This window comes from Phenylobacterium sp. Root700, assembly GCF_001429025.1.
GTDB lineage: Bacteria > Pseudomonadota > Alphaproteobacteria > Caulobacterales > Caulobacteraceae > Phenylobacterium.
This window is the reverse complement of record NZ_LMHT01000004.1, coordinates 110,260-129,397: the sequence shown is the minus strand read 5'-3', so window position 1 is coordinate 129,397 and position 19,138 is coordinate 110,260. Positions and strand designations below refer to the sequence as shown.

Genomic DNA, 19,138 nt, shown 5'->3' with positions numbered 1-19,138 from the left:
TGCGCCGGCGATCGCCGCGCGGTTGGCGGTCTGCTCGTTCAGGGCCCCAGGCGGGCGCGAAGCTTGCTGCGCTAGACGTCCTGGCTAGTTCTGCTGCTGGCCAGTTCGCTCCGGCGCGCCGTGGCGATAGTCTTCCTGAGGGGGCATGTACTCACCGCAGAAGTAGGTCGCCAGGTTGACCCGCGGCCCAGGCGTCTTGCGCGGGAGCGAGCCGTGCCAAGTGTTGCGGTGCCAGACAGCGGCCGAGCCGGCGGGACCTCGATCGGGATCAGGTACTCATAGCGTTGATCGCCGTCCAGGCCCTGTTCCCACCTGTTCGGCCTCGGCATCGGCCTCTAGACGCGGGCGGCGGCGAGGTCGTTGGTTTCGAAAGCGCTGGCCATCCGATCAATCTGATTGGCGGTGAGGCTGTGCTGAGCTGCGACGTCGCGCCAGGCGGCCACCACGTCGCCGACCTCTCTGGCGATGGCGCGGGCCTCGGCCATGCCGAGCCGGAAATGGCCGGCCACGCCGAGCACGGTGTCGAGCGAGGCGTCCTGGTCGGTCTCGTTGAGGGCGAGGGCGTGGATCCTGGGCTTCACATCGGCGGGCATGGGGTTGAGGTCGTAGGCCGGCGAGAGCCGCCATCCGTCCGGTTCGCGCAGGAAGCCGTGGTTGCGCAGATGGTCGTCATTGTTGGAGATCAGGATGTTGAACACCATCCGCCGCCAGAGCTGGGCCGCGTCTCCCGGGGCGTCCGCGCCGTCCTGGCGCAGGAAATCGACCAGCTCCATATAGCTGCGGGTCTCGCCATCGGCGGCGCCGAGCGCGGTAAGGGCCGAGCAGAACGGCCGGCGACCGCCGTCGGGCGTGCGGTCGAAGCGGGACATCATGAACACCGGCCGCCTGGCCGCTTGACGCAGCTGAAAGGCCGGGACGATGACGCCGGCCAGCTTGGCCAGGGTCATGGCCACCGATTCCCAGGTCGGGATCGGCCAGTCGTCGGTCTGGCTGGGGAATTTGGCCATCAGCAGCCGGCCGTCCGCGCCGAGCACCGAGGCCTTCGGGCGGGCGCCGCCGAGCGAACTGCCGGGCGCTAGCAACAGACGCAGGTCCTCGTCGGTTTCCGTGTCGTCGAGAATGCGACGCGCCGCCCCCAACAGCTTGGGCAGGGCGACCAGCGGCGGCACGGGACGAGCGTCGGCCGCCTGGAAGGCCTGAGCGCCCATATCGCGGAAGCGCAGGGCGCCCAGGCGGGTCTGATCCTCCACCAGCATCAGGAAGTCGGCCTCCAGGAGGGTGCGGGGCGCCCGGCCTTCATGCTTGGCTTGGTGGCGCTCACGACGGCCCATCAGGTTGCGGCCCCAACGGTCGGGCGCCGGGTCGCTGAAGGCGTTGAACAGGCCGCCGTCCCAGTGGACATCTCCGCGCACCAGGGGGAGGTTCGGATCGAGGGCGAATGCGCCCGTCAGGCCCAGCCAGGTCGGGGCGTAGGCGAAGGAGCAGGTCTGGCGCGCGCCCTTGGCGCGGGCCCAGAGCCGGCCGACCGGCCGGGTCGCGCCGTTCCAGTCGATATGGACTTCGATCTCCCGCTCCATGTCAGTGGGCGGCCGCCGGTGCGCGCACGCGTTTTGGCAGCTGCTCCTCGGCCAAGGTCAGGCCGACCTGATCCGTGGCGGGATCGGCCAGGGCGCCCAGTCGGTCGGCCAAGCCCAGCACGAACAGGACCGTTGCGTAGATGCCCAGGGCCACGCCGGGGTCGCCGCGTTCGACGCGGGTGATGGTGTTGCGGCCGACGAAGGCCCGCTCGGCCAGGGTGGCGATGGTCATGCTGCGGCGGCGGCGTGCGGTGGAGATGTCGCGGCCAAGGTTGGCCAGGGCGCGGCGAACCGCCAAGGGGAGGGCCGACTGTGCTTTCGAGGCCTTCATGGTGCACCAGAATTGGGGATCTAACGACGATAATGCACAAGTTATGGTGCGGATGGGGCTTCTGCAAGTCCAATATTGCGGGAGTGCATCAGAAATGGGGCGTATGACGAGATAGGGCACCATTTATGGTGCGTTCTGAAATTGCATGAATGAGAAAATGCTGAGGCGTCGCCGGGCCATCGCGCTTGGGTGATTGTTCCGGGTTCAGATCTCGCGGCGGCCGCCCGCGACAAGCGGAAGCAGATCGGTTTCGGCGGCGCGATCCTCGCCGAGAAACGTCACCTTCGCATCGCGATGCCAGGTCACGGTCTCCCAGTCCAAGGGGGCGTCTTCGGGAAGGGGAGCGGGCTGTCCGAAGCCATGGACGAGCAGGGTGTTCATGCCCTCGCCGAGTGCCCAGGCCCAACGGTGGTGAGCGGGGCCGGCGTCGCGATCGATCGCCTCGGTCATTTCAAGATGCAGGACCTGATGGACGCCGCTCGCCTCGCGCCGCGCGAAGGCGAAAAGGCCAGGCGTCCGCACGAAACGACCGTCGCGATGTGAGAGCGCCAGGAACGGGACGCCGCCGATGAGGATGTCGCTCATGTTCAGATCTCCAGTGAGAACATAAGCAGAACATTTAGGTTTTGTGGAGTCTGGATTAGAGGCGGACGTCGCCAGGGTTCGCGGCCGCAGGGACCTGGCGACGGCTGCTATGGGGGGCGTGCTGAGCGCCGGGTGTGGTGCGAGCAGGCCCCCGCAGATGGCTAGGGCGCCTTTTCGGCGCGCGTATCGCCAGCGGACATCACGCATAGAATAACGATGGCCGTCGCCGTGAATCTCATCACTCTTCCCCCCATTCCTCTTTGTCCTGGAGCTCAACCTTGTTGAGAAAGGCGCTGCAACTCATCGTCGTGCTGGCGACTTCGGCCGTCGCCCTTCCGGCGTCGGCCGATCCCTGCAAGGCCATCCCAGATCGTGGCCCGACGCCGGCCTATCTGGCGAAGGGCAAGGCCTTCAGCGGCCCGATCACCTATGTCGGCGATGGCGACAGCCTGTGCGTCGCCGTGGGCGGCCGAGCTCCGGAAAACCTCGTCGAGGTCCGCGTCGCCGACTTCTACGCGCCCGAGTTGAACGCGCCTGGCGGCCGTCAGGCGAAGGCGACCCTGGAGCGTCTGGCCAAGGGCAAGCGCGCGGTGTGCTCGGCGCGGCATCGCAGCCATGACCGGGTGGTCGCCGTCTGCGCGATCGGCGGGGCGCCCATCGGCGATCTGATGCGCGGCGCCGGCGTTCAGGAGGGCGGGAACGGCCGATGATCATCCATGCCAGCGAGGCGCGCGATGCCTAGACCGACGCCCATGACGCAAGATCCCATCGACGTCGTCATCGGTGAAGCGGTCCGCGCGCGCCGCATCGAGATTGGCGTCAGCCAGAACGCCCTCGCCAAGGCGCTGGGCCTGAGTTTCCAGCAGATTCAGAAGTACGAGCTGGGGGGGAACCGGATCGCAACGTCGCGGCTGATCCACATCGCCCGCGTGCTCCAATGCAAGATCACCGACTTCATTCCTGAGGACGACCGCTGACGGCGTCGCCGTCCTCGCCCGATGCCGTCGTTCTTGCCATTTGGCCGAATTTTGCGTATATGTGGCCAAATGGAGATGCGACATGATGCTTGTGTTGCCGATCGACACCGCCGTTCACGCCTTCCGGCCCGATCCGATTTCGGACGAAGAGGCAGCAGCGATGTTCCGCGCCGTGGTCAATCTGTTCGCGCGTTGGGACCTGACCGATGAGCAGGCCGCGACCTTGCTCGACATGCCGGCGCGCTCCTATCGTCGCTGGAAGGGCGGCGAGCAGGGCCGGATCGACCGGGACGCCAAGGCGCGGCTGTCCAACCTGATGGGCGTGCACAAGGCGCTGCGGATCGTCTTTCGCGAGCCGCAGCGCGGCTACGCCTGGATCAAGGCCCCCAACGACGCCTTCGGGGGCCGCTCGGCGCTGGAGATCATGCTGGGCGGCGAGCTGACCGACCTGATGCGGGTTCGGCGCTATCTGGACGCCGAGCGCAGCGGTTGGTGATCGACTTAGGCGAGGTTCCGAAGTCGCGGGTTTCCTGGCGCGGCGCGGTGCGGATCATCCGCAGCGTCTATCCGCCGATCGACCTGTTCGAGGATATCGCCGATCCGGCCGACTGGGCGCTGCTGCTCTCGGCCGAGCAGAAGACCAATCCACGGCTGATGGAGACCATAGGCAATCTCGATCTCGTGCCTCCGGAGCGCCGGGTCGGCGGGCCGGGCGCCAGCTATTTGATGGCGCCCTTCACCCATGTCAGTCCAGATCGCCCCAGCCGGTTCAGCGACGGAAGCTTTGGGGCGCTCTATACGGGCTCCGGTTTTGACGTCGCGCTGCTGGAGACCATCCACCACCACGGCCTGTTCATGGCCAGGACCCGCGAGCCGGCCGGCTGGACCTCGCAGTTCCGCGAGATCGTGCTGTCGGTCGACGCCGAGCTTCACGACCTGAGGGGCGGGGGAGCGGCGTTCGCCGCGGCTCTGAATCCTGACGACTATCGCGACAGCCGCGCCCTCGGGCGTGGTCTGCATGGCGCGGGTTCTGGCGGGGTGGTCTATCCCAGTGTCCGCCGCCCAGGCGGCGACTGCGTCGGGCTCTTCTATCCCGACTTGGCGGGAAGCGCCGTCCAGGGCCGTCATCTGGACTATCACTGGGACGGCGAGCGGGTCGATCTCTACCGCGAGCCGGCCAATGGCGCGGTGTTCCGGATCGTCGACCAGGCCGCGTGAGCGTTCGTCGTCCATAGCCGATCAAGGCGGGCGGCGTGCCCATGGTCGCCGGCCTTATCCACCCATCGTCAGCCAGAACTGCGCTAGGCCGAGCGCGCCCAGGGCGACCAAGATGACCCCGATGACAATCACCCCGCCGCCGGTGGCGTTGGCCTTGAACCAGCCGCCAAGCTCGACGGAGAGGGAGTCCTTGGCGGGAGATCCGGAGGGTTTGGGGCGGGTGCTCATAGTTCGAAACGTATGAAACATACTGATCTTTCGCAAGACAAAAACGTATGATAAATACATCATATGTCAGCTGAAGATCGCGCCGCTCGCCTTAAGAGCGCCCGTCAGGGCGCCGGCTTCTCCACGGCCGCGGCTGCGGTCGCAAAGTTCAAGTGGAACCGTAACACCTACGCTTCCAACGAGAACGGCAACGCGACCTATTCCTATGCTCGCGCCAAGGAATATGCTGAGGCCTTCGGGGTGCGGTCCGACTGGCTATATGACGGGATAGGTACGACAGAACCGGACGCCGATCCGGCCAAAAGGCCTGAGCCGGTCCTGGTGCCGATCATCGGCCGGGTGGGGGCCGATAGCGAAGGGGTGGTGCTGTTCGCCACGGGGCAGGAGGCTGGCGATCTGGCGCCGCTTCCGCCAGGCGGAACGAACCGGGCGGTGGCCCTGCGGATCGCCGGGCATTCGATGCGGGGCGTGGCCGATGATGGCGGTCTGATCTATTTCGAGGACCAGCGAACGCCGCCGACGCCGGACATGCTGGGGCACGTCGTCGTCGTGGAGACTGACGCCGACGAGGTGCTGGTCAAACGCCTGCTGCGCGGCTCGAAGGCCGGGCGCTACGATTTGGAAAGCGTGGTCGGCCCGACCAAGGAGAACTGCAAAATCCGCTGGGCCGCCCACATCACCGCGATTATCCCACCGCACCAAGCTCGGCGTATCATCCGGTCGGGCGACTTCTAGGGAGCAGGCCATTGGCCAGGGCGGCTGAACCGGAGGCGACGCGCTGGGCGGCCCAGTACCTGCGCGGCTTAGGGGAGGGCGATCACCGGTGGGGCGCGATACTGTCCGGTCAACAGGCTTGCGCGGGGCATGAAGGCGCGCAGGCTCAGCATAAAGGGGCCCTGAGGCGTCGGGAGCCAGTTAGAGCGGCGTTCAGCGCCAGGATCCTCGCGTGAGATCCATAGGTCCAGGGAGCCGTCCTTGTTGTAGGTGAGGCCTGGTGTGCGGTCCCCGATCGACCAGCGGTCGATCGGGTTGGGTGCGAAGAAGAACTGACCGTCCGGCATGGCGCGATAGACGGTCAACGACCAGAACCCATCGACTGGAAGCAGCTGGCCCTGCGGGAAGGTCAAGCGATAGCGGTCGCCTCGGAACAGTCCCTGACCGCCGTCGCCGACCGAGCGGGTGTACATCGCCTCGGCCAAGGGCAGGGCGAACAGGCCGGTCAGGGCGATCTGGCCTCGGAACAGATAGTCCTGCTCGAAGGTCCCGAGATTGGACTGCGGGTAGGTCCAGCCGCCGGCCTCGTATGTGCCGCCGTTGGGTAGGCTCGCCAGGGCGGTGGCCTGGGCCACGCCGCTGGCGATCTCGGCCTCTTGAGCCGGCGAGAAGGCCGGAGGACTGAAGCCCTTCGGTGTCAGGCCCAAGGCCCTGACCGCATGGAAGAATCCGGCGTCTGTGGCAGGTGGGATCGTTTCGGCCAGCAGCGCGCCGAGGCCTGCGAAATAGTCGCGCCATGGGGCGGTTCGCGCGGGGGGCGTGGCCGGAGTTGGTGCGGGGCCAGGCGGCGGGTCCAGCAACAGGCGGTCCTGAACCGTGCGGGCCTGGTCAATGTCCTGCGGGCCGTCGACCAGGGTGCGTCCCAGCACGAACACCCAATTGGACGGCGCGCGAACGGCGCCGGCCGGCGCGGGGCCGCTCGGGCCGGCGATCGTGAAGCGGCCGCCCTCGGGCCCCGTGGTGCGCGTGCCCAGGACGGCGAAATTGTTGGTGAACATGTCCATCAGCGCCACGGAGAAGTAGCGTTCGCCCGTCGCCGGCAGGGTCAGCGTCACCGGACCTCGGCTCAGCTCCAGGAAGCCCCGACTGTAGAGCGTGTCGTTGTTGGGCGAGGTCACCTTCTGGGTGGCGGGGGTGGTCAGGTCGCGCTGATGGTGGAGGCGATTGGGCGGTCCCAACGCCAGTGTCCGGCGTCTGACCTCCGCCACCTCGATGAGCGGCAGGCCGTAGAGCCAGGCCAGCTTGGCGGCGTCCGCCAGCGACAATGAGGCCGCGTTCGCCGCAGAAGCCTTCGCGGCGCCGGCCAGGGCCATCGCGCCGCCGAGAAACAGGCGTCGGTCCATCATCGCTCTCCCGTGGATATTTCGCGTCTGCATTTTCCAGCAATCTACGCGGGCGGCCCAAGAATGCAAATTGTCTGACATTTTACTTTTTTGGGCGACACGCGCCATACTCCGCGGGCGTGAGGATCAAGGATAGGCGATGGACGAACCCGAACCAGAGGTGAAGGCACGGCGCAAGAGCGACCAGACGCTCGACACGCGCCTGTCTGAGACCTTGATCCGCGAGGTTATCGACGGCCGATACCCGCCGGGCGCCTGGCTGCGCGAGCAGGAGATTTCGACCCGTCACGGGGTCAGTCGCGCTTCGGTGCGTGAGGCTCTGCGCAGTGTCGCCCGGGCCGGATTCGTCGAGATGCGACCCTGGCGCGGGGCTCAGGTCACCAATGTGGGCGCGGGTGAGCTGCTCGACATCTTCAGTCTGTTGGAGGAAATGTACGCCCAGTGCGCGCGGCTCGCGGCGACGCAGTTTCCCGAGCGAATGTTTGGCCGGCTGGATGCGATGATGGCCGCTATGGAGGTCGCCGCGACCACGGGCGCGGAGCGCGGGCAGCTCTACACAATGTCCTTCGCGCTTGGGCAAGTCATCGGCCGTCAGTCGGGCAGTCAGCTTGCCTATCGAATGCTGACCCAGGTCGGAAATCTGGCGCTCTGGCAGCAGCGCATCTTGCAGCCGGGCAGCTTTCAATCCGAACAGCAGTCGCTGTCGGCGCATCGCATCCTCGTCGCAGCGATCAAGGACCGGCACCCGGAGATCGCCGCCGCCGCCGCGCGCATGGTCGTGATGATCACTCGTCGCTCGCTCGCCGCCGACCTGAAGTTCGAGGCGGCGCTCGACCGCGCTGATTTGCTCACCTAAAAATTGTTTGACAATTTATCGAGCCAGTCGCATCTCGCCGCCAGCAACAGAAATTGGCGGGGAGAGACGCGATGCTGCGGTTTATTGGAAGAGGCGGAGCCATGTCCGCCATCGGTCTGGTCTTGGCGATGGCCCCGGGCCTGGCCGCCGCACAGGCGGCTGACGATCAGTCCCTCGGCGAGGTGGACGAAATCGTGGTCACCGCGCGCAAGCGGACTGAAACCCTGACGGAAGTCCCGGCCGCGATCTCCGCCATCACCGCCGCCGATCGCAAGGTCCTCGTGCTCGACGCGATGAAGGACTATCTGCGCCAGGCTCCCAGCGCGACGCTGGTGACCTCCGGCCCGGAATACTTGCAGGACATCACCATTCGCGGCCAGGGCAGCGGCCGCCTGGGCTTCTCCGAGGCGGCCACCGGCCTCTTCAAGGACGGCCTCTACAACGCCGGCGGCGGGTTCGGCGGGCGCTCGTTGAGCCGGCTCGATTTCCTGGACTCCCAGCATATTGAAATCCTGCGGGGTCCGCAGGGCGCGCTCTACGGGCGCAACTCGGTCGGCGGCGCGGTCAACGTCGTCAGCCAGACGCCGACGGAGATTCTCGGCGGCAGTCTCACGGCGCGCTACAGCGATCCGGGGCGGTCGGGGGTGGAGGGCGTGTTCAACCTGCCGCTGATCGAGGACAAGCTCGGCCTGCGGATCGCCGCGCTCTATGACGACCAACGCGGCGGCTTCATCAAGAACCTGACGACCGGCAACGATCTGGACGCCCAGACCGTTAAGGGCCTGCGGGCCATCATGCGTTGGACGCCCGGCGACCTCACTGACGTCAACCTGACCTATGAGCGCTACGACAGCGACATCCCCGCGTTCGGCAGCCTGGGTCGCCGCGTGACGCGTTCGGACGGCTCGGCGCTGGATCCCTCGCCCTGGACGCGCGCCGACATGGACCGCGAAGGCCGCGCCTCGATCGTCGAGGACTCAGTCTACCTCTCGGTCGAGCATGACCTTGGCTTCGCCGATCTGACCTTCAAGGCGGGCTGGAAGGGCCGTGACGCTGGGCGCACGAACGAGGACGGCGACCACTTCGCCGGCCAGTCGGGAATCGACGTCGCGCCGGGCGCCGCCGTGCTGACCCCAGACTATACGGTCGGCCAGTTCGAGGACTACAGCCGCACCGTCGCTCAGGTCTATCTGTCCTCGAAGGACGGTGGACCGCTGACCTGGCTGATCGGCGCTGAATACCTCGCCAGCGACAACGAGATCACGGTCGATCCCTATCTGTGCCCGACCTATACGGGCGCGGCGCAACCCGTGACCGCGGGCTGTTTCGTCGGGCAGGCCGGGACGCTGACCGGCGCGGCGCAAAGCGTGCGCGCGGCGGCCCGGCTGGGCCTCAACCACGACGCCTTCACCGAAGAACTCCGCTCGCCGTCGCTGTTCGGCAGCCTAGAATACAAGATCACCGACAAGACCACGATCGGCGTCGAGGCGCGGATCCAGCGCGACACCAAGAACTTCACCTTCGAGCGCTACTCTAAGGACCCGTTGTCGTTCTTCGGCGCCGGCCCGCTGCCGCCCGGGATGATGGCGGTCACGACGTCGGACCCCGACGGCGCGGGCCCGTTGCCCGCCGGCCCGGTGATCTTCTGCCCGCCGAGCCTGGCGGCGCCCGCCTGCGCGCCGGGCAACGAGGCCGTGCAAGCCGACGCTCGTCGTCAGTGGACGTTCTTCACGCCGACCGTGACCTTGCGCCATCGCTTCGACAACGGCGCCAACGTCTATGGCCGCTTCGCCACCGGCTATCGCCCCGGCGGCTTCAACACCAACCTGCCGCCGACGACGGTGCGCTCGCAGATCAGCCAGCAGCTGCTCTATGATCCGGAATACGCCTACTCTTACGAGGTGGGGGCCAAGGGGCGCTGGATGGGCGTCCAGCTCGCGGGCGCGCTCTATTACACCTGGACCAACAACGTTCAGGTGGTCAGCGCGCCCTCGTCGCTGTCGCGCGGCTTCATCCTGCAAAACGCGGGCGACGCCCACGTCGCCGGCTACGAACTGGAAGCGCGCAAGGTGTTCCGCTTCGGCGAATCCGACCTGTCCGTCACCGCCGCCCTGAGCGGTCAGATGGGCGAGTTCGAGAGCGGCGCCAGGGCCAAGCTCGACATCAACGGCGACGGTCTGCCCGACGACGCTGACCTGGGCGGCCGCGAAGTGCCGCGTCTGCGCGACTATCAGGTGAGCGTCAACGCGACCTACAACTTCCCGATCAACGGGTCGCTGCGCGGGTTCGTGTCGGGCGGGTTGCAGACGGCGGACGGCGGGTTCGAGAACCCCGACAACGTGCGTCCCTATGCCGGCTACACCCAGCTCGACGCCCGGGTGGGGATCCGCAACGACCGGATGCGCCTGTCAGTCTATGGCCGCAACCTGACCGACAAGACCTATGTCACCAACCTGGTGAACACCAACGAGTTCTATAGCGACCCACGCGTGGTCGGGGTGGAACTGGGCCTGGAGTTCTAAGGGCATGGCGAATGTCAGACCCATCGCGGCTCTGCTGATCGCGGCGGGTCTGACACTTTCGAGCGCCGGTGCGGCCGGAGCCGGCGGCGCGCCGCCGGTTCCAGTCGCCGCCGTCGACAGCGTGGTCTACGGCGACTGGATCGATCCAGCGCGCGAAGGCCGCAAAGTTCCCTACAAGCTCTACCTGCCGCAGGGCGCCGGGCCGTTCCCGGTGATCGTCCATTCCCACGGGTTGGGCGGATCGCGGGAGGGTTCGAGCTATATCCTCGACGCCGTGGCCAAGGCGGGGTTCGTGGTGGTGGCCGTGCAACATGGCGGCTCCGACACCTCGATCCTCAGCGGCCCCGAACGGGGGCGGGAGGGGCTGCTGCTCGGCAAGATGGGGCCGGACGCGGCGGTGAAGCGCTTCGGCGATGTTCCCTTCACGCTGGATCAGCTGGCCGTCATGAACGCGCCGGGCGCGAGCCTGGCCGGCAAACTGGATCTGAGCCGTGTCGGCATGTCCGGTCACTCGTTCGGGGCGCTGACCACGCTGGCGGCCGTGGGCCAGGTCTTGCCGGGCGCGCCGGCCGAAGCCTTCCGCGAGCCGCGTATCAAGGCCGCTGTCGTCTATAGCCCCAACAAGGCTCGTCAGGGCGGTTCGGAGACCGCTTTCTCGGCCATTCGAACGCCGATGCTGCACTTCACCGGCACCGAAGACAGCACGCCGCTCGATCTGGAGGAAACGCCCTGGGAACGGACCATTCCGTTCCAGCGTATCGACGGCGCAGATCAGTTCCTGATCGTCCTGCACGGTGGCGACCACAGCATTTTCGCCGGGCGGCGACAGACGGCGGGCATGCCCAGGCCAAACGATGCGAAGCTGACGCCGCTGATCGTCGATGAGACCGTGATCTTCTGGCGCGCCTATCTCGGCGGCGACGCACAGGCGGCGAGGGCGCTGTGCCGGATTCCCGTCGCTGTCCAGCCGCTCGCCGACGGCTATACAAAGGCCGCGCGCTGCGGCCATCCCACCCCGATCAAGCCTGCGGAGTAGAACATGAAACGCTGGATCGCCGCCGTCGCCACCGGCTTCCTCGGTGTCGCCTGCATGGGGTTCGCAGCCCCGGCCAAGCGAACCGACACCCGGCCCAATGTCATCGTCATTCTGGCGGACGACCTGGGCTACGGAGACTTGGGCGCCTATGGCGGCAAGGTCATTCCGACGCCGAACATCGATGCTCTGGCGCGATCGGGTGTCCGCTATACCGACGCCTACGCGACCGCCGCCGTCTGCGCGCCGTCTCGCGCCGGCCTGTTGACCGGGCGTCATCAGTCGCGGTTCGGCTTTGAGTTCAATCCGGTCGGACGCGATGAGCAGACCGGCGTGCCGGTCAACGAAACCAGCATCGCCCAGGTCATGAAGTCCGCGGGCTACACCACCAGCATGATCGGCAAGTGGCACACCGGACAGGCGCCGGGCTTCCATCCGCTGGATCGCGGCTTCGACAGTTTCTTCGGCTTCCTCGGCGGCGCGGCCAGCTACTACGCCGACCCGGCCGAGAGCGCGATGCAGGCGGACACCGGCGCCGACGGGGCCATGAACCGTACGCGCTTCCCGGTCATTCGCGATCACCAGATCATCGACCAGAAGGGCTATTTGACCGACGTGTTCACCGATGAGGCGGGCAAGTTCATCGCCGCCAATCGCGACAAGCCCTTCTTCCTCTACCTGGCCTACAACGCGCCGCACACGCCGCTGCAGGCGCCCAAGGCCTACACCGATCGCTTCGCCAACATCGCCTCGCCGCACCAGCGGCTCTACGCCGCCATGGTCTCGTCGCTCGACGACAACATCGGCCGCCTGCGCCAGACCCTGCGCGACGAGGGGCTGGAGCGCGACACGGTGGTCATTCTGCTCAGCGACAACGGCTGCCCCAACTACATTCGGGGCGCTTGCTCGAACGCCCCGCTGGCGGGCTACAAGGCCTTTCCGTGGGAGGGCGGCGTGCGGGTGCCGTTCATGATCTCCGCGCCTGGACGTCTGCCGGCCGGGGTGGTCAGCAACCGCGAGGTTTCGACCCTGGACATCATGCCGACCCTGGCGCGGTTGTCCGACGCCCCCAAGCCGGTCGGCGCCGAAGGCCAGGATCTGTTGGGCAAGCCTGCGCCGAAGGGCAAGGCGGCCGAACGCGCGCTGTTCTGGCGCATGGGCCCCAACTACGCCGTGCGCGACGGTCGCTGGAAGCTGCTGGTGGTGAACAAATCCGACACCGTCCAGGACATGGACAACATCCTTGGCGCGCCGGTGCCGGACGGGATCAAGGCCGAGGTCTCGCCGCTGGGGCAGTGGGTGCTGTTGTTCGATGTCGCTGCCGACCCCGGCGAGAAGCACGACCTGGCCGCGCGCCACCCTAAGGTCGTGGCGCGGTTGTCGAAGGCGTTCTCGACCTGGGACAAGGCCAATATCGATCCGATGTTCACCAGCCGCCGGCAGTTCCGCTCCGAGGTCGATGGACGCAAGGTTCAGCTCTTCAACTGATCCGGCTTGGGCGCGCGGCGGCTCCGTCCGCTCGCGCCCTATCGGACGTGTCCGGCGCGGTCTGGGCGTGGGCCGCGCTCCGGCGTCGATTTCGGCCGAGCAGTTAGCGGCGCGCGGCTTGTACGATCACATCCATGATGGAGCGCCCTCGATGCGTCCAACCCGCCGCACGCTATTGGCAGCGCCTTTTGCGTCGTCCGTGATGACGACGAACGCCGCCGCCGCGCCGCCGCCTGGAGAGCATCAGGCGGCCGCCGATGCTCTGGGCTACTTTGTCGGCCAGGGGTCGAAGGCGTCCGGCGGTCCTGGCGACATCGCGGTCGGCCAGTGGATGGAGGCGGGCCTGCGCGCGGCGGGCTTCCGCACCGAACGGCAGGTGTTCGAGGCCCCTTATTTCGATGTGGCCGAAGCTACTCTCGTCACAGGCTCGATGACGACATGGGTGATCCCGCAGGCCATCGTCACGCCGACAGCTTCCGAAGGCGTCGCTGGGCCTTTGCGACTGCGATCGGTGCTGAACGCCGCTGAGCCCGCAGACGGCGCCATCGTCGTTCTGCAACTGCCCTACGCACGCTGGTCGAGCGCGGCGAGCGAAGCGGTGCGCAACCCCGTCAACGCGGCGATCGCCGCCGGGGCGCAGGCGGTGGTGCTGGTGACGACCGGGCCGACGGGCGAGGCCTTGGCGCTCAATGCGGACGGCGACAAGCCGATGTTCGCCAAGCCGGTGGCGATTGTTGGTTCGCGCGAGGGCGGCGCGCTATTGCGCGCCGCAACGGCCGGGACTGAGGCTCGGCTGACACTCACCGGGGCGGGCGGCCGGCGCGAGGCCTTCAATGTGATCGGCCGGCTGGATCGCGGTCACCGGCGCTGGCTGGTGGTCTCCACGCCGCGCTCGGGATGGTTCACCTGCGCGGGCGAGCGCGGTCCGGGCGTTGCGGTCTGGACGCTGCTGGCGCGCTGGGCGGCCAAGGCCGAGCTGCCGGTCAATGTCGTCTTCGTCTGCAACAGCGGCCATGAGTACGAAAATTTCGGCGCGGCCCGGCTCCTTGACGGCGCGGCGCCGGCCCCATCCGACACCGCGTTCTGGCTGCACCTGGGCGCAAACGTCGCGGCCCGCGATTGGCATGAGGCCGGCTCGCAGCTGTCGCCGTTGCCCAGCGCCGATCCCCAGCGGTTCCTGCTGACCACGCAGGGCCTTCTGCCTGCCGCCCGGCAGGCCTTTAGCGGCCTGCCGGGCCTGGAGACGCCTTATCCGCTCAGTGACGGCGCGGCCGGTGAACTGACCCACATCGCCGCAGCCGGCTATCCTCGCTTGGCCGGGATTTTCGGCGCGCACCGCTTCCATCATGCGCGAGCTGACGACGCGCGCTGTGTCTCGGCTGATCTGATCCTGCCCGCGGCGCAAGCCTGCCGCGCGCTGATCCTGGCGGCCATCTAGCTGGCGAGCTCGCACGGCGCCGAGGCCAGGGCCGGCTCCCAATCATGGCCGGGCCGCGGTAGGGAATGACGCGGCGAGGTCCCTGCTGCTGACAGAGTGACACTCTAGCGGCGTGTCTGGACTGCGGACGGGCGCGCCTGCATCGTCTCGAACTGGGCGGGCAAACGTCGAAGTCCTGTCAGGATCGGCTTCTTCACCTGCGTGGCGTTGAAGTCCAGGAAGCGGCGATGCAGGTCGCGGCTCGTTCCCGTCGCTCGCCCTGCCTTTCATCGAGGCCACATTCGAGGGCGTCGAGCAGTCGTCGCTGGGCCAAGGGGATCGGTCGAGCTGTAGCGCGCGCGGGCTCAAACCTCTTCTCGCGCCGCCTGCAAATCGTGCGCTGGGGCGAAGCTGGCGGGCAGCTTTGCTGCGGTCAAGGCCAGCAAGGCCATGGCGCCGGCAGCCCCCCAGAGGGCCCTCGGCCCGACATGCAGGTAAGCCGTAGCTCCGAGCGCAGCTCCGCCGACCAGCCCGAGCCATAGAAGGAAGTAGGGAACCCAGCCGAAACGGTCCCCGCCGAGTAGGGCCGCGGTGATATGCTTGCCCAACTTGACCAGCGTGCCGGTCATGTAGGTCAGACCGATCCGGACCTCGCCATCTTGCGCAAAGACCGTGTTCTCGGCGCCCATGGCCAGGGCCAGCATCAGAATCGCCGGCCGGTCTGCGCCGAGCGAGGCCAGCGTGGCCGCCGCTGTGAGCAGTAGCGACACGAGGATGAGCACGGCGACGCCGCGGTGCGTCTTCGCCGTGCGGCCGACAAACGCGCCAACCGAAACACCGGCTACGAAGGCGCAGATCAGGCTCAAGGCCAGGGCGGCGTAGGCGGCCTCGTGGACCAGGCCCACGGCGAGCCGGGTGGAGTTACCGCTCATGAACGACACGAAGAAGCCGCCGGTCATCATGAAGCCGACCGCGTCGACATAGCCTGCGGTCATGGAGAGGGCCGAGGCCAGAAGCCTGACCCGGCGATCATAGCGTCTCAGCTCATGTCCTCCTCAACCGCCTCGCCGAACTGGGGTCGGCTGACCGCTCTTAAGTCCTGGTGGAGGAACCCTAGAGCTTCCTCACAAACTCAGCGCGTAAGACCAGGCCCTTGATGGCCTCAAAGCGGCAGTCGATCTCCTGGTCGTCTCCAGTCAGCCGGATCGATTTGATCACCGTGCCGCGTTTCAGCGTCTGGCCGGCCCCCTTGACCTTCAGGTCCTTGACGAGCGAGACGCTGTCGCCGTCGGCAAGCAGGTTTCCGACGGCGTCTCGCACCTCGATTTTGCCCGCGTCGGCGGCTTTCGCCGCCAGTTCACCCGCGCTGATCCACTCGCCGGTAGCCTCGTCGTAGACGAACTCAGAATCTGCTTGGTCGCTCATTTCACTCTCAAGGATGCGCCGCGTTCGGGGCGGACTGGGGGGCCGTAGGGGGCGCCGACTATGGCTGCAGTTCCATAGGTATTGATATCCTAAGCATCAATGAGCAATTTGAAAGCGTCATGAGTGAAGCTAGGTCTTCCCGTTGACGGAGGGCTGGCGAGCGGCGCCGACGCCAGGATCTGTCTGCTGGGCCAGGTGACAGATCACCACCGTGTTGCTCCATTCGTCGTCCGCTGTCTGGATGAGGTGCGGGACGAGGCCGATCTGTCTCATCGCGCGCGCCACCCGAGCCACCGTCCAGGAGGCTGGGCCGTCAGCGACATTCCAGGCGATGACGCCTCCAGGCTCAAGGGCGCGAAGCAGCGACGCGCCAAATTCCGGCGTCATGAATTGATCGGGGATCTCGACGCCGCGAAACACGTCGACGGCGATGCCGCTCCACCGGCGCGTCGTGGCCCCCAGATAGGCCAGAGCGTCGGCGTGAACGCACTCAACCTGGTCCGGGAGCTGGAACCAACGCCGGGCGGCGACGAAGGCCCAGGCCAGGTCATCGACGGCCGTCACCTCTGTTCCTCGACGACTTAACGCCGTCGCCAGCGCGCCGCCGGCCGTTCCCAGCAGCAGCACCTTGGGGGCGTTCGCAAGAGCGCCCTGCATGGTCTCGACATAGGCCAGGAGATTCTCGCCGGCTCCTGTGACGTGAGTGTAGAGCGCGTCGCCTTCGATATAGGCGCGGGACCCGTCGTCCTGGAGCTCGACGATGCGAAAGCGGCGGTCACCTTCACGGTGAAGAGCAAGCAAGATCATAGGCCGGTTACGCCAAGGGGGAGGGGGTGGTGCAGGTTGGCGGCGCGCGCCGCCAACCTAGGCGCGGCCAGCCGATGTGAGGAACACGCCCAAAGCCCTGATCCTGGTCGCAAGTCCGTCGCGGATCTCCCGCAAGGCGGGCAGGGCCGGCCGGTGCGTTGCAGGCTCGAGGTCGGAGACCTCCCAGGAGAGGGCCGTTTGGCTACGGTTCACGCCGAGCTTATGGACGCCCAGCGAGACCACGATCTCGAACGTCTCCAGCTTGAGATCGCGGACCGCCGTCGAGGGGATTTGACTAATGTCGATATCGACCTCCGCCATGGCCGTGATCGCCCGCGGATCGACGGCGCCAGGCGTCAGGCCGGCGCTCTCGACGCAGATGTCGAGACCACTATAGGCCGCGTGGGCCAGTCCCGCGGCCATCGGCGCCAGGGCGGTATGCGTGCGGCAGACAAAGAGAAGATTGATCTTGGCGGCGGGACGAAACGCCTGGTCCCAATCCGTCGTCTGGAACGGAGCCGTCTCGCAGGGCTGAAGACCAGGAACGGCGCGGCCAAACGACAGCGCCGTCCTCATGTCGCCCTGGTCAGATCGTCGGCCGCGGCCGGCGAATATCAACCGGGCCTCACCACGTCCCATGGTCGATGCCGGTTGCACAATTTCAGGGTTCCGCATGTCACGCTCATATCACGGCGAACACATGCGAGTCGACATGTTGCATAGCGACCATGATGTTCTAAACATCATGGTCGCGTTCTGAGGCGCTATTTTCGTTCGAGCAGTCTCACGCCGCGGCCGGCGCCCTCGCTGCGGGCCCCGCTTGCGATCAGTTCGACGCCCGCCTCATTGAGGGCGTTGACCACTTTTTCCAGGCTATCTACAACCGCCCGAACAATCCCGTCGCTGGCTTCCATCCGTTGGACGGTCGGCAACGAGACGCCAGACAGGCGCGCCAGTTCCTTCTGGTCGATGCCAAGAAGCGCCCGAGCGGCTTTCATCTGCGATCCCGTGATCATTTGGCTATCTATAATGATGTCTTGAGCATCATCAAGGCGTGATCGTTGATAGCGTGCGTCGACCTTCGCAGGCGGCGCCGGCGGTTTCACGCGCCAGGTCGAGTTCCGCAGCCGCCCAGCGGGAATCTTGCCGCAGCAGGTTCAGGGCGGCCCCCAGCGCGGCTTGATTGTCGAAGGCGAGTTGCATGCGGTCATACCACGTTGAAAGCGCCAGGCAGGTTGGGGAACGGCGTTCGACATAGTCGATCTTGAAGATCGGGAAGGCCGAAAGCCCTTCCCTGGGATCGACGAAAATGAAGCGCCAGTTGCTGACCAGCACCAAGCCGCAGACGCGCTCGTCGCCGCGCGCACGTTCGGCGGCCCATCCCTCGATCATGACCTCGCCCTCGAGCGGACGGACGGCTTGCCGTAACACGGCCAGATTTTCGGTCACGCCCATTGGGGTCTCCCTTGGATCATCCCGCCGCCGCGCGGGAAAACATCACTGGTCATGTGCTGAACATCCCAGCCCACGCGGCGATCGCGGCCTGGTTTACCCTGGGCCGACGGCCTTCTGGCCCAGCCGCGCGCCATGCGGCTCATCGACCTCAAGCTAATCTAAACCAACCTAATGACTTTCATTATGGGCTTTCTGATGCTTTATACATCAATTGACCCATCTGGAAATGATCGACTACGCCTTGGTTGCGCCCAATTGACCCATGTCGCCGATATCCCGACCGTTTTTCTCGTGGAGCATGACCTCGACCTTCGCGGTGTCGTGGCTGAGGGGCTGCGTGTCGACGGGATGAACATCGTCGAGTTTCACCGGAGCGCTCAGGCCCTCGCGGCGATCGCCGAGGGCGCGCGCCCCGCGGTTCTGGTGATTGCGCCGGAAGGCGACGGCCTGATCACGTGCAAGCATATAGTCCAGGCCAAGGCCATGTCGCCGCGAACCCAGATCGTCCTTGTGCTCGAGCCTGGCGGCGATCCCGAGATCCCCCCGGGCTCCCATGTGCTGGTCAAGCCGTTCAAGCCCAGCAAGCTCTCGCGCTTCATTCGCCTCGCCGTCGCCAAGCCCGCGCTGCGAAGCACGCTGCAGGCGTCTTACCGGCGCGCGCATTCAGCGCCGGCCGGCGCCACACCTGGCGCCAACCTATGAACATGACCCACGCCATCCTCGCGGGTCTCCGCTGCCGCTGCCCAAACTGCGGAGAGGCGCCGTTGTTCGCGGGATACCTGAAGGTGCGAGCGATGTGCGAGCGCTGTGGCGCGGACCTTTCGCGAGCCGATTCCGGCGACGGGCCGGTGGTGTTCATCCTGCTGATCGTGGGAGCCATTGGCTGCTTTGGAATGTTGTTCGCCGAGATGCGCTTCCATCCGCCGATCTGGCTGCAACTGCTGATCTGGTTGCCTGGAATGGGATTGCTGACCTTGGCGCTGCTTCGTCCCTTCAAGGCGATCCTGATCGCCCTGCAATTTCACAATCGAGCGTCGGAGGCGCGCCATGACGACTAGCTTGCCTGCGCAAGCGACGCCGCTGGCCGGTGCAGCCTCCCCAA

The 19,138-nt window shown here is 66.7% G+C and carries 23 protein-coding genes; 12 read left to right on the top strand and 11 right to left on the bottom strand.

Going from position 1 to position 19,138, the window contains the following annotated elements; all coding sequences use genetic code 11:
- Positions 1-335: 335 nt before the first annotated feature.
- The 3 genes from ASE02_RS01270 to ASE02_RS01260 form a co-directional block, all read right to left on the bottom strand.
- Entirely contained in the window at positions 336-1,577 is a 1,242-nt protein-coding gene (locus ASE02_RS01270) for a type II toxin-antitoxin system HipA family toxin (RefSeq protein ID WP_056730361.1), read from the bottom strand.
- 1 nt (position 1,578) lies between these two features.
- Positions 1,579-1,908: a helix-turn-helix transcriptional regulator gene (locus ASE02_RS01265; RefSeq protein ID WP_056730359.1), complete on the bottom strand. Its 330-nt coding sequence runs from the start codon at positions 1,906-1,908 to the stop codon at positions 1,579-1,581.
- 204 nt (positions 1,909-2,112) lie between these two features.
- Positions 2,113-2,493: a hypothetical protein gene (locus ASE02_RS01260; protein WP_056730357.1), complete on the bottom strand. Its 381-nt coding sequence runs from the start codon at positions 2,491-2,493 to the stop codon at positions 2,113-2,115.
- A 278-nt stretch (positions 2,494-2,771) separates the two neighbouring features.
- On the opposite strand from ASE02_RS01260, the gene ASE02_RS01255 reads away from it, so the two are divergent.
- From ASE02_RS01255 to ASE02_RS01240, 4 genes are all read left to right on the top strand, one after another.
- Positions 2,772-3,203: a nuclease gene (locus ASE02_RS01255; RefSeq protein WP_235536556.1), complete on the top strand. Its 432-nt coding sequence runs from the start codon at positions 2,772-2,774 to the stop codon at positions 3,201-3,203.
- Positions 3,204-3,245: 42 nt separating this feature from the next.
- Complete coding sequence (locus ASE02_RS01250; RefSeq protein WP_056730356.1) at positions 3,246-3,470, top strand: helix-turn-helix domain-containing protein; 225 nt, start codon at positions 3,246-3,248, stop codon at positions 3,468-3,470.
- 82 nt (positions 3,471-3,552) lie between these two features.
- Positions 3,553-3,966 carry an MbcA/ParS/Xre antitoxin family protein gene (locus tag ASE02_RS01245; RefSeq protein WP_056730354.1) on the top strand — a complete coding sequence of 138 codons (414 nt, stop codon included), beginning with the start codon at positions 3,553-3,555 and terminating at the stop codon, positions 3,964-3,966.
- On the top strand, positions 3,963-4,688 hold the full coding sequence (locus ASE02_RS01240; RefSeq protein ID WP_056730465.1) for an RES family NAD+ phosphorylase: 726 nt from the start codon (positions 3,963-3,965) through the stop codon (positions 4,686-4,688). Before ASE02_RS01245 ends, ASE02_RS01240 begins: the two co-directional genes overlap by 4 nt.
- A gap of 54 nt (positions 4,689-4,742) precedes the next feature.
- On the opposite strand, the gene ASE02_RS01235 is transcribed toward ASE02_RS01240, so the two are convergent.
- On the bottom strand, positions 4,743-4,916 hold the full coding sequence (locus ASE02_RS01235) for a hypothetical protein (protein ID WP_156405872.1): 174 nt from the start codon (positions 4,914-4,916) through the stop codon (positions 4,743-4,745).
- A 63-nt stretch (positions 4,917-4,979) separates the two neighbouring features.
- On the opposite strand from ASE02_RS01235, the gene ASE02_RS01230 reads away from it, so the two are divergent.
- The gene (locus tag ASE02_RS01230) at positions 4,980-5,651 is read left to right on the top strand and encodes a S24 family peptidase (RefSeq protein ID WP_056730350.1); all 672 of its coding nucleotides are present in this window, start codon (positions 4,980-4,982) and stop codon (positions 5,649-5,651) included.
- 68 nt (positions 5,652-5,719) lie between these two features.
- Here ASE02_RS01230 and ASE02_RS01225 read toward each other — a convergent pair whose 3' ends face one another.
- The gene (locus tag ASE02_RS01225; RefSeq protein WP_056730348.1) at positions 5,720-7,033 is read right to left on the bottom strand and encodes a DUF1254 domain-containing protein; all 1,314 of its coding nucleotides are present in this window, start codon (positions 7,031-7,033) and stop codon (positions 5,720-5,722) included.
- Positions 7,034-7,172: 139 nt separating this feature from the next.
- Between ASE02_RS01225 and ASE02_RS01220 the strand changes: the two genes are divergently transcribed.
- From ASE02_RS01220 to ASE02_RS01200, 5 genes are all read left to right on the top strand, one after another.
- A complete protein-coding gene (locus ASE02_RS01220) occupies positions 7,173-7,889 on the top strand; it encodes a GntR family transcriptional regulator (protein WP_056730347.1) in 717 nt (238 codons plus the stop codon).
- 101 nt (positions 7,890-7,990) lie between these two features.
- Positions 7,991-10,411, top strand: a complete 2,421-nt coding sequence (locus ASE02_RS01215) for a TonB-dependent receptor (protein ID WP_056730345.1) — start codon at positions 7,991-7,993, stop codon at positions 10,409-10,411.
- A gap of 4 nt (positions 10,412-10,415) precedes the next feature.
- On the top strand, positions 10,416-11,447 hold the full coding sequence (locus ASE02_RS01210) for a hypothetical protein (protein ID WP_056730343.1): 1,032 nt from the start codon (positions 10,416-10,418) through the stop codon (positions 11,445-11,447).
- Positions 11,448-11,450: 3 nt separating this feature from the next.
- The gene (locus ASE02_RS01205; RefSeq protein ID WP_056730342.1) at positions 11,451-12,932 is read left to right on the top strand and encodes a sulfatase-like hydrolase/transferase; all 1,482 of its coding nucleotides are present in this window, start codon (positions 11,451-11,453) and stop codon (positions 12,930-12,932) included.
- A 202-nt stretch (positions 12,933-13,134) separates the two neighbouring features.
- Entirely contained in the window at positions 13,135-14,370 is a 1,236-nt protein-coding gene (locus tag ASE02_RS01200) for a hypothetical protein (RefSeq protein ID WP_235536555.1), read from the top strand.
- A gap of 344 nt (positions 14,371-14,714) precedes the next feature.
- On the opposite strand, the gene ASE02_RS01195 is transcribed toward ASE02_RS01200, so the two are convergent.
- The 6 genes from ASE02_RS01195 to ASE02_RS01170 all read right to left on the bottom strand — a co-directional run bounded on the left by ASE02_RS01195 (position 14,715) and on the right by ASE02_RS01170 (position 18,036).
- Positions 14,715-15,362, bottom strand: coding sequence for a YoaK family protein (locus tag ASE02_RS01195; protein ID WP_369818505.1), 648 nt, complete (start codon positions 15,360-15,362; stop codon positions 14,715-14,717).
- 100 nt (positions 15,363-15,462) lie between these two features.
- Positions 15,463-15,675 carry an alkylphosphonate utilization protein gene (locus ASE02_RS01190; protein WP_235536559.1) on the bottom strand — a complete coding sequence of 71 codons (213 nt, stop codon included), beginning with the start codon at positions 15,673-15,675 and terminating at the stop codon, positions 15,463-15,465.
- Between the two features lie 228 nt (positions 15,676-15,903).
- Complete coding sequence (locus ASE02_RS01185) at positions 15,904-16,581, bottom strand: spermidine synthase (protein WP_056730334.1); 678 nt, start codon at positions 16,579-16,581, stop codon at positions 15,904-15,906.
- A gap of 57 nt (positions 16,582-16,638) precedes the next feature.
- Positions 16,639-17,157 (bottom strand): hypothetical protein, encoded by a 519-nt coding sequence (locus tag ASE02_RS01180; RefSeq protein WP_056730332.1) that lies wholly within the window; start codon positions 17,155-17,157, stop codon positions 16,639-16,641.
- Between the two features lie 188 nt (positions 17,158-17,345).
- Complete coding sequence (locus ASE02_RS01175) at positions 17,346-17,597, bottom strand: DUF3853 family protein (RefSeq protein ID WP_056730330.1); 252 nt, start codon at positions 17,595-17,597, stop codon at positions 17,346-17,348.
- Between the two features lie 31 nt (positions 17,598-17,628).
- Positions 17,629-18,036 carry a hypothetical protein gene (locus tag ASE02_RS01170; protein WP_056730328.1) on the bottom strand — a complete coding sequence of 136 codons (408 nt, stop codon included), beginning with the start codon at positions 18,034-18,036 and terminating at the stop codon, positions 17,629-17,631.
- A gap of 255 nt (positions 18,037-18,291) precedes the next feature.
- Here ASE02_RS01170 and ASE02_RS01165 point away from each other — a divergent pair, with 255 nt between their 5' ends.
- On the top strand, positions 18,292-18,738 hold the full coding sequence (locus ASE02_RS01165; RefSeq protein ID WP_056730326.1) for a response regulator transcription factor: 447 nt from the start codon (positions 18,292-18,294) through the stop codon (positions 18,736-18,738).
- A gap of 2 nt (positions 18,739-18,740) precedes the next feature.
- The gene (locus ASE02_RS01160) at positions 18,741-19,094 is read left to right on the top strand and encodes a DUF983 domain-containing protein (RefSeq protein ID WP_235536554.1); all 354 of its coding nucleotides are present in this window, start codon (positions 18,741-18,743) and stop codon (positions 19,092-19,094) included.
- The last annotated feature ends 44 nt before the right edge of the window (positions 19,095-19,138 follow it).

Bases quoted from the DNA above. Each gene is read 5' to 3' on its own strand.
- ASE02_RS01270 (WP_056730361.1), bottom strand. From the start codon at position 1,577: ATGGAGCGGGAGATCGAAGTCCATATCGACTGGAACGGCGCGACCCGG.
- ASE02_RS01265 (WP_056730359.1), bottom strand. From the start codon at position 1,908: ATGAAGGCCTCGAAAGCACAGTCGGCCCTCCCCTTGGCGGTTCGCCGC.
- ASE02_RS01260 (WP_056730357.1), bottom strand. From the start codon at position 2,493: ATGAGCGACATCCTCATCGGCGGCGTCCCGTTCCTGGCGCTCTCACAT.
- ASE02_RS01250 (WP_056730356.1), top strand. From the start codon at position 3,246: ATGACGCAAGATCCCATCGACGTCGTCATCGGTGAAGCGGTCCGCGCG.
- ASE02_RS01245 (WP_056730354.1), top strand. From the start codon at position 3,553: ATGATGCTTGTGTTGCCGATCGACACCGCCGTTCACGCCTTCCGGCCC.
- ASE02_RS01235 (WP_156405872.1), bottom strand. From the start codon at position 4,916: ATGAGCACCCGCCCCAAACCCTCCGGATCTCCCGCCAAGGACTCCCTC.
- ASE02_RS01230 (WP_056730350.1), top strand. From the start codon at position 4,980: ATGTCAGCTGAAGATCGCGCCGCTCGCCTTAAGAGCGCCCGTCAGGGC.
- ASE02_RS01225 (WP_056730348.1), bottom strand. From the start codon at position 7,033: ATGGACCGACGCCTGTTTCTCGGCGGCGCGATGGCCCTGGCCGGCGCC.
- ASE02_RS01220 (WP_056730347.1), top strand. From the start codon at position 7,173: ATGGACGAACCCGAACCAGAGGTGAAGGCACGGCGCAAGAGCGACCAG.
- ASE02_RS01215 (WP_056730345.1), top strand. From the start codon at position 7,991: ATGTCCGCCATCGGTCTGGTCTTGGCGATGGCCCCGGGCCTGGCCGCC.
- ASE02_RS01210 (WP_056730343.1), top strand. From the start codon at position 10,416: ATGGCGAATGTCAGACCCATCGCGGCTCTGCTGATCGCGGCGGGTCTG.
- ASE02_RS01205 (WP_056730342.1), top strand. From the start codon at position 11,451: ATGAAACGCTGGATCGCCGCCGTCGCCACCGGCTTCCTCGGTGTCGCC.
- ASE02_RS01200 (WP_235536555.1), top strand. From the start codon at position 13,135: ATGACGACGAACGCCGCCGCCGCGCCGCCGCCTGGAGAGCATCAGGCG.
- ASE02_RS01185 (WP_056730334.1), bottom strand. From the start codon at position 16,581: ATGATCTTGCTTGCTCTTCACCGTGAAGGTGACCGCCGCTTTCGCATC.
- ASE02_RS01180 (WP_056730332.1), bottom strand. From the start codon at position 17,157: ATGAGGACGGCGCTGTCGTTTGGCCGCGCCGTTCCTGGTCTTCAGCCC.
- ASE02_RS01175 (WP_056730330.1), bottom strand. From the start codon at position 17,597: ATGATCACGGGATCGCAGATGAAAGCCGCTCGGGCGCTTCTTGGCATC.
- ASE02_RS01170 (WP_056730328.1), bottom strand. From the start codon at position 18,036: ATGGGCGTGACCGAAAATCTGGCCGTGTTACGGCAAGCCGTCCGTCCG.
- ASE02_RS01160 (WP_235536554.1), top strand. From the start codon at position 18,741: ATGACCCACGCCATCCTCGCGGGTCTCCGCTGCCGCTGCCCAAACTGC.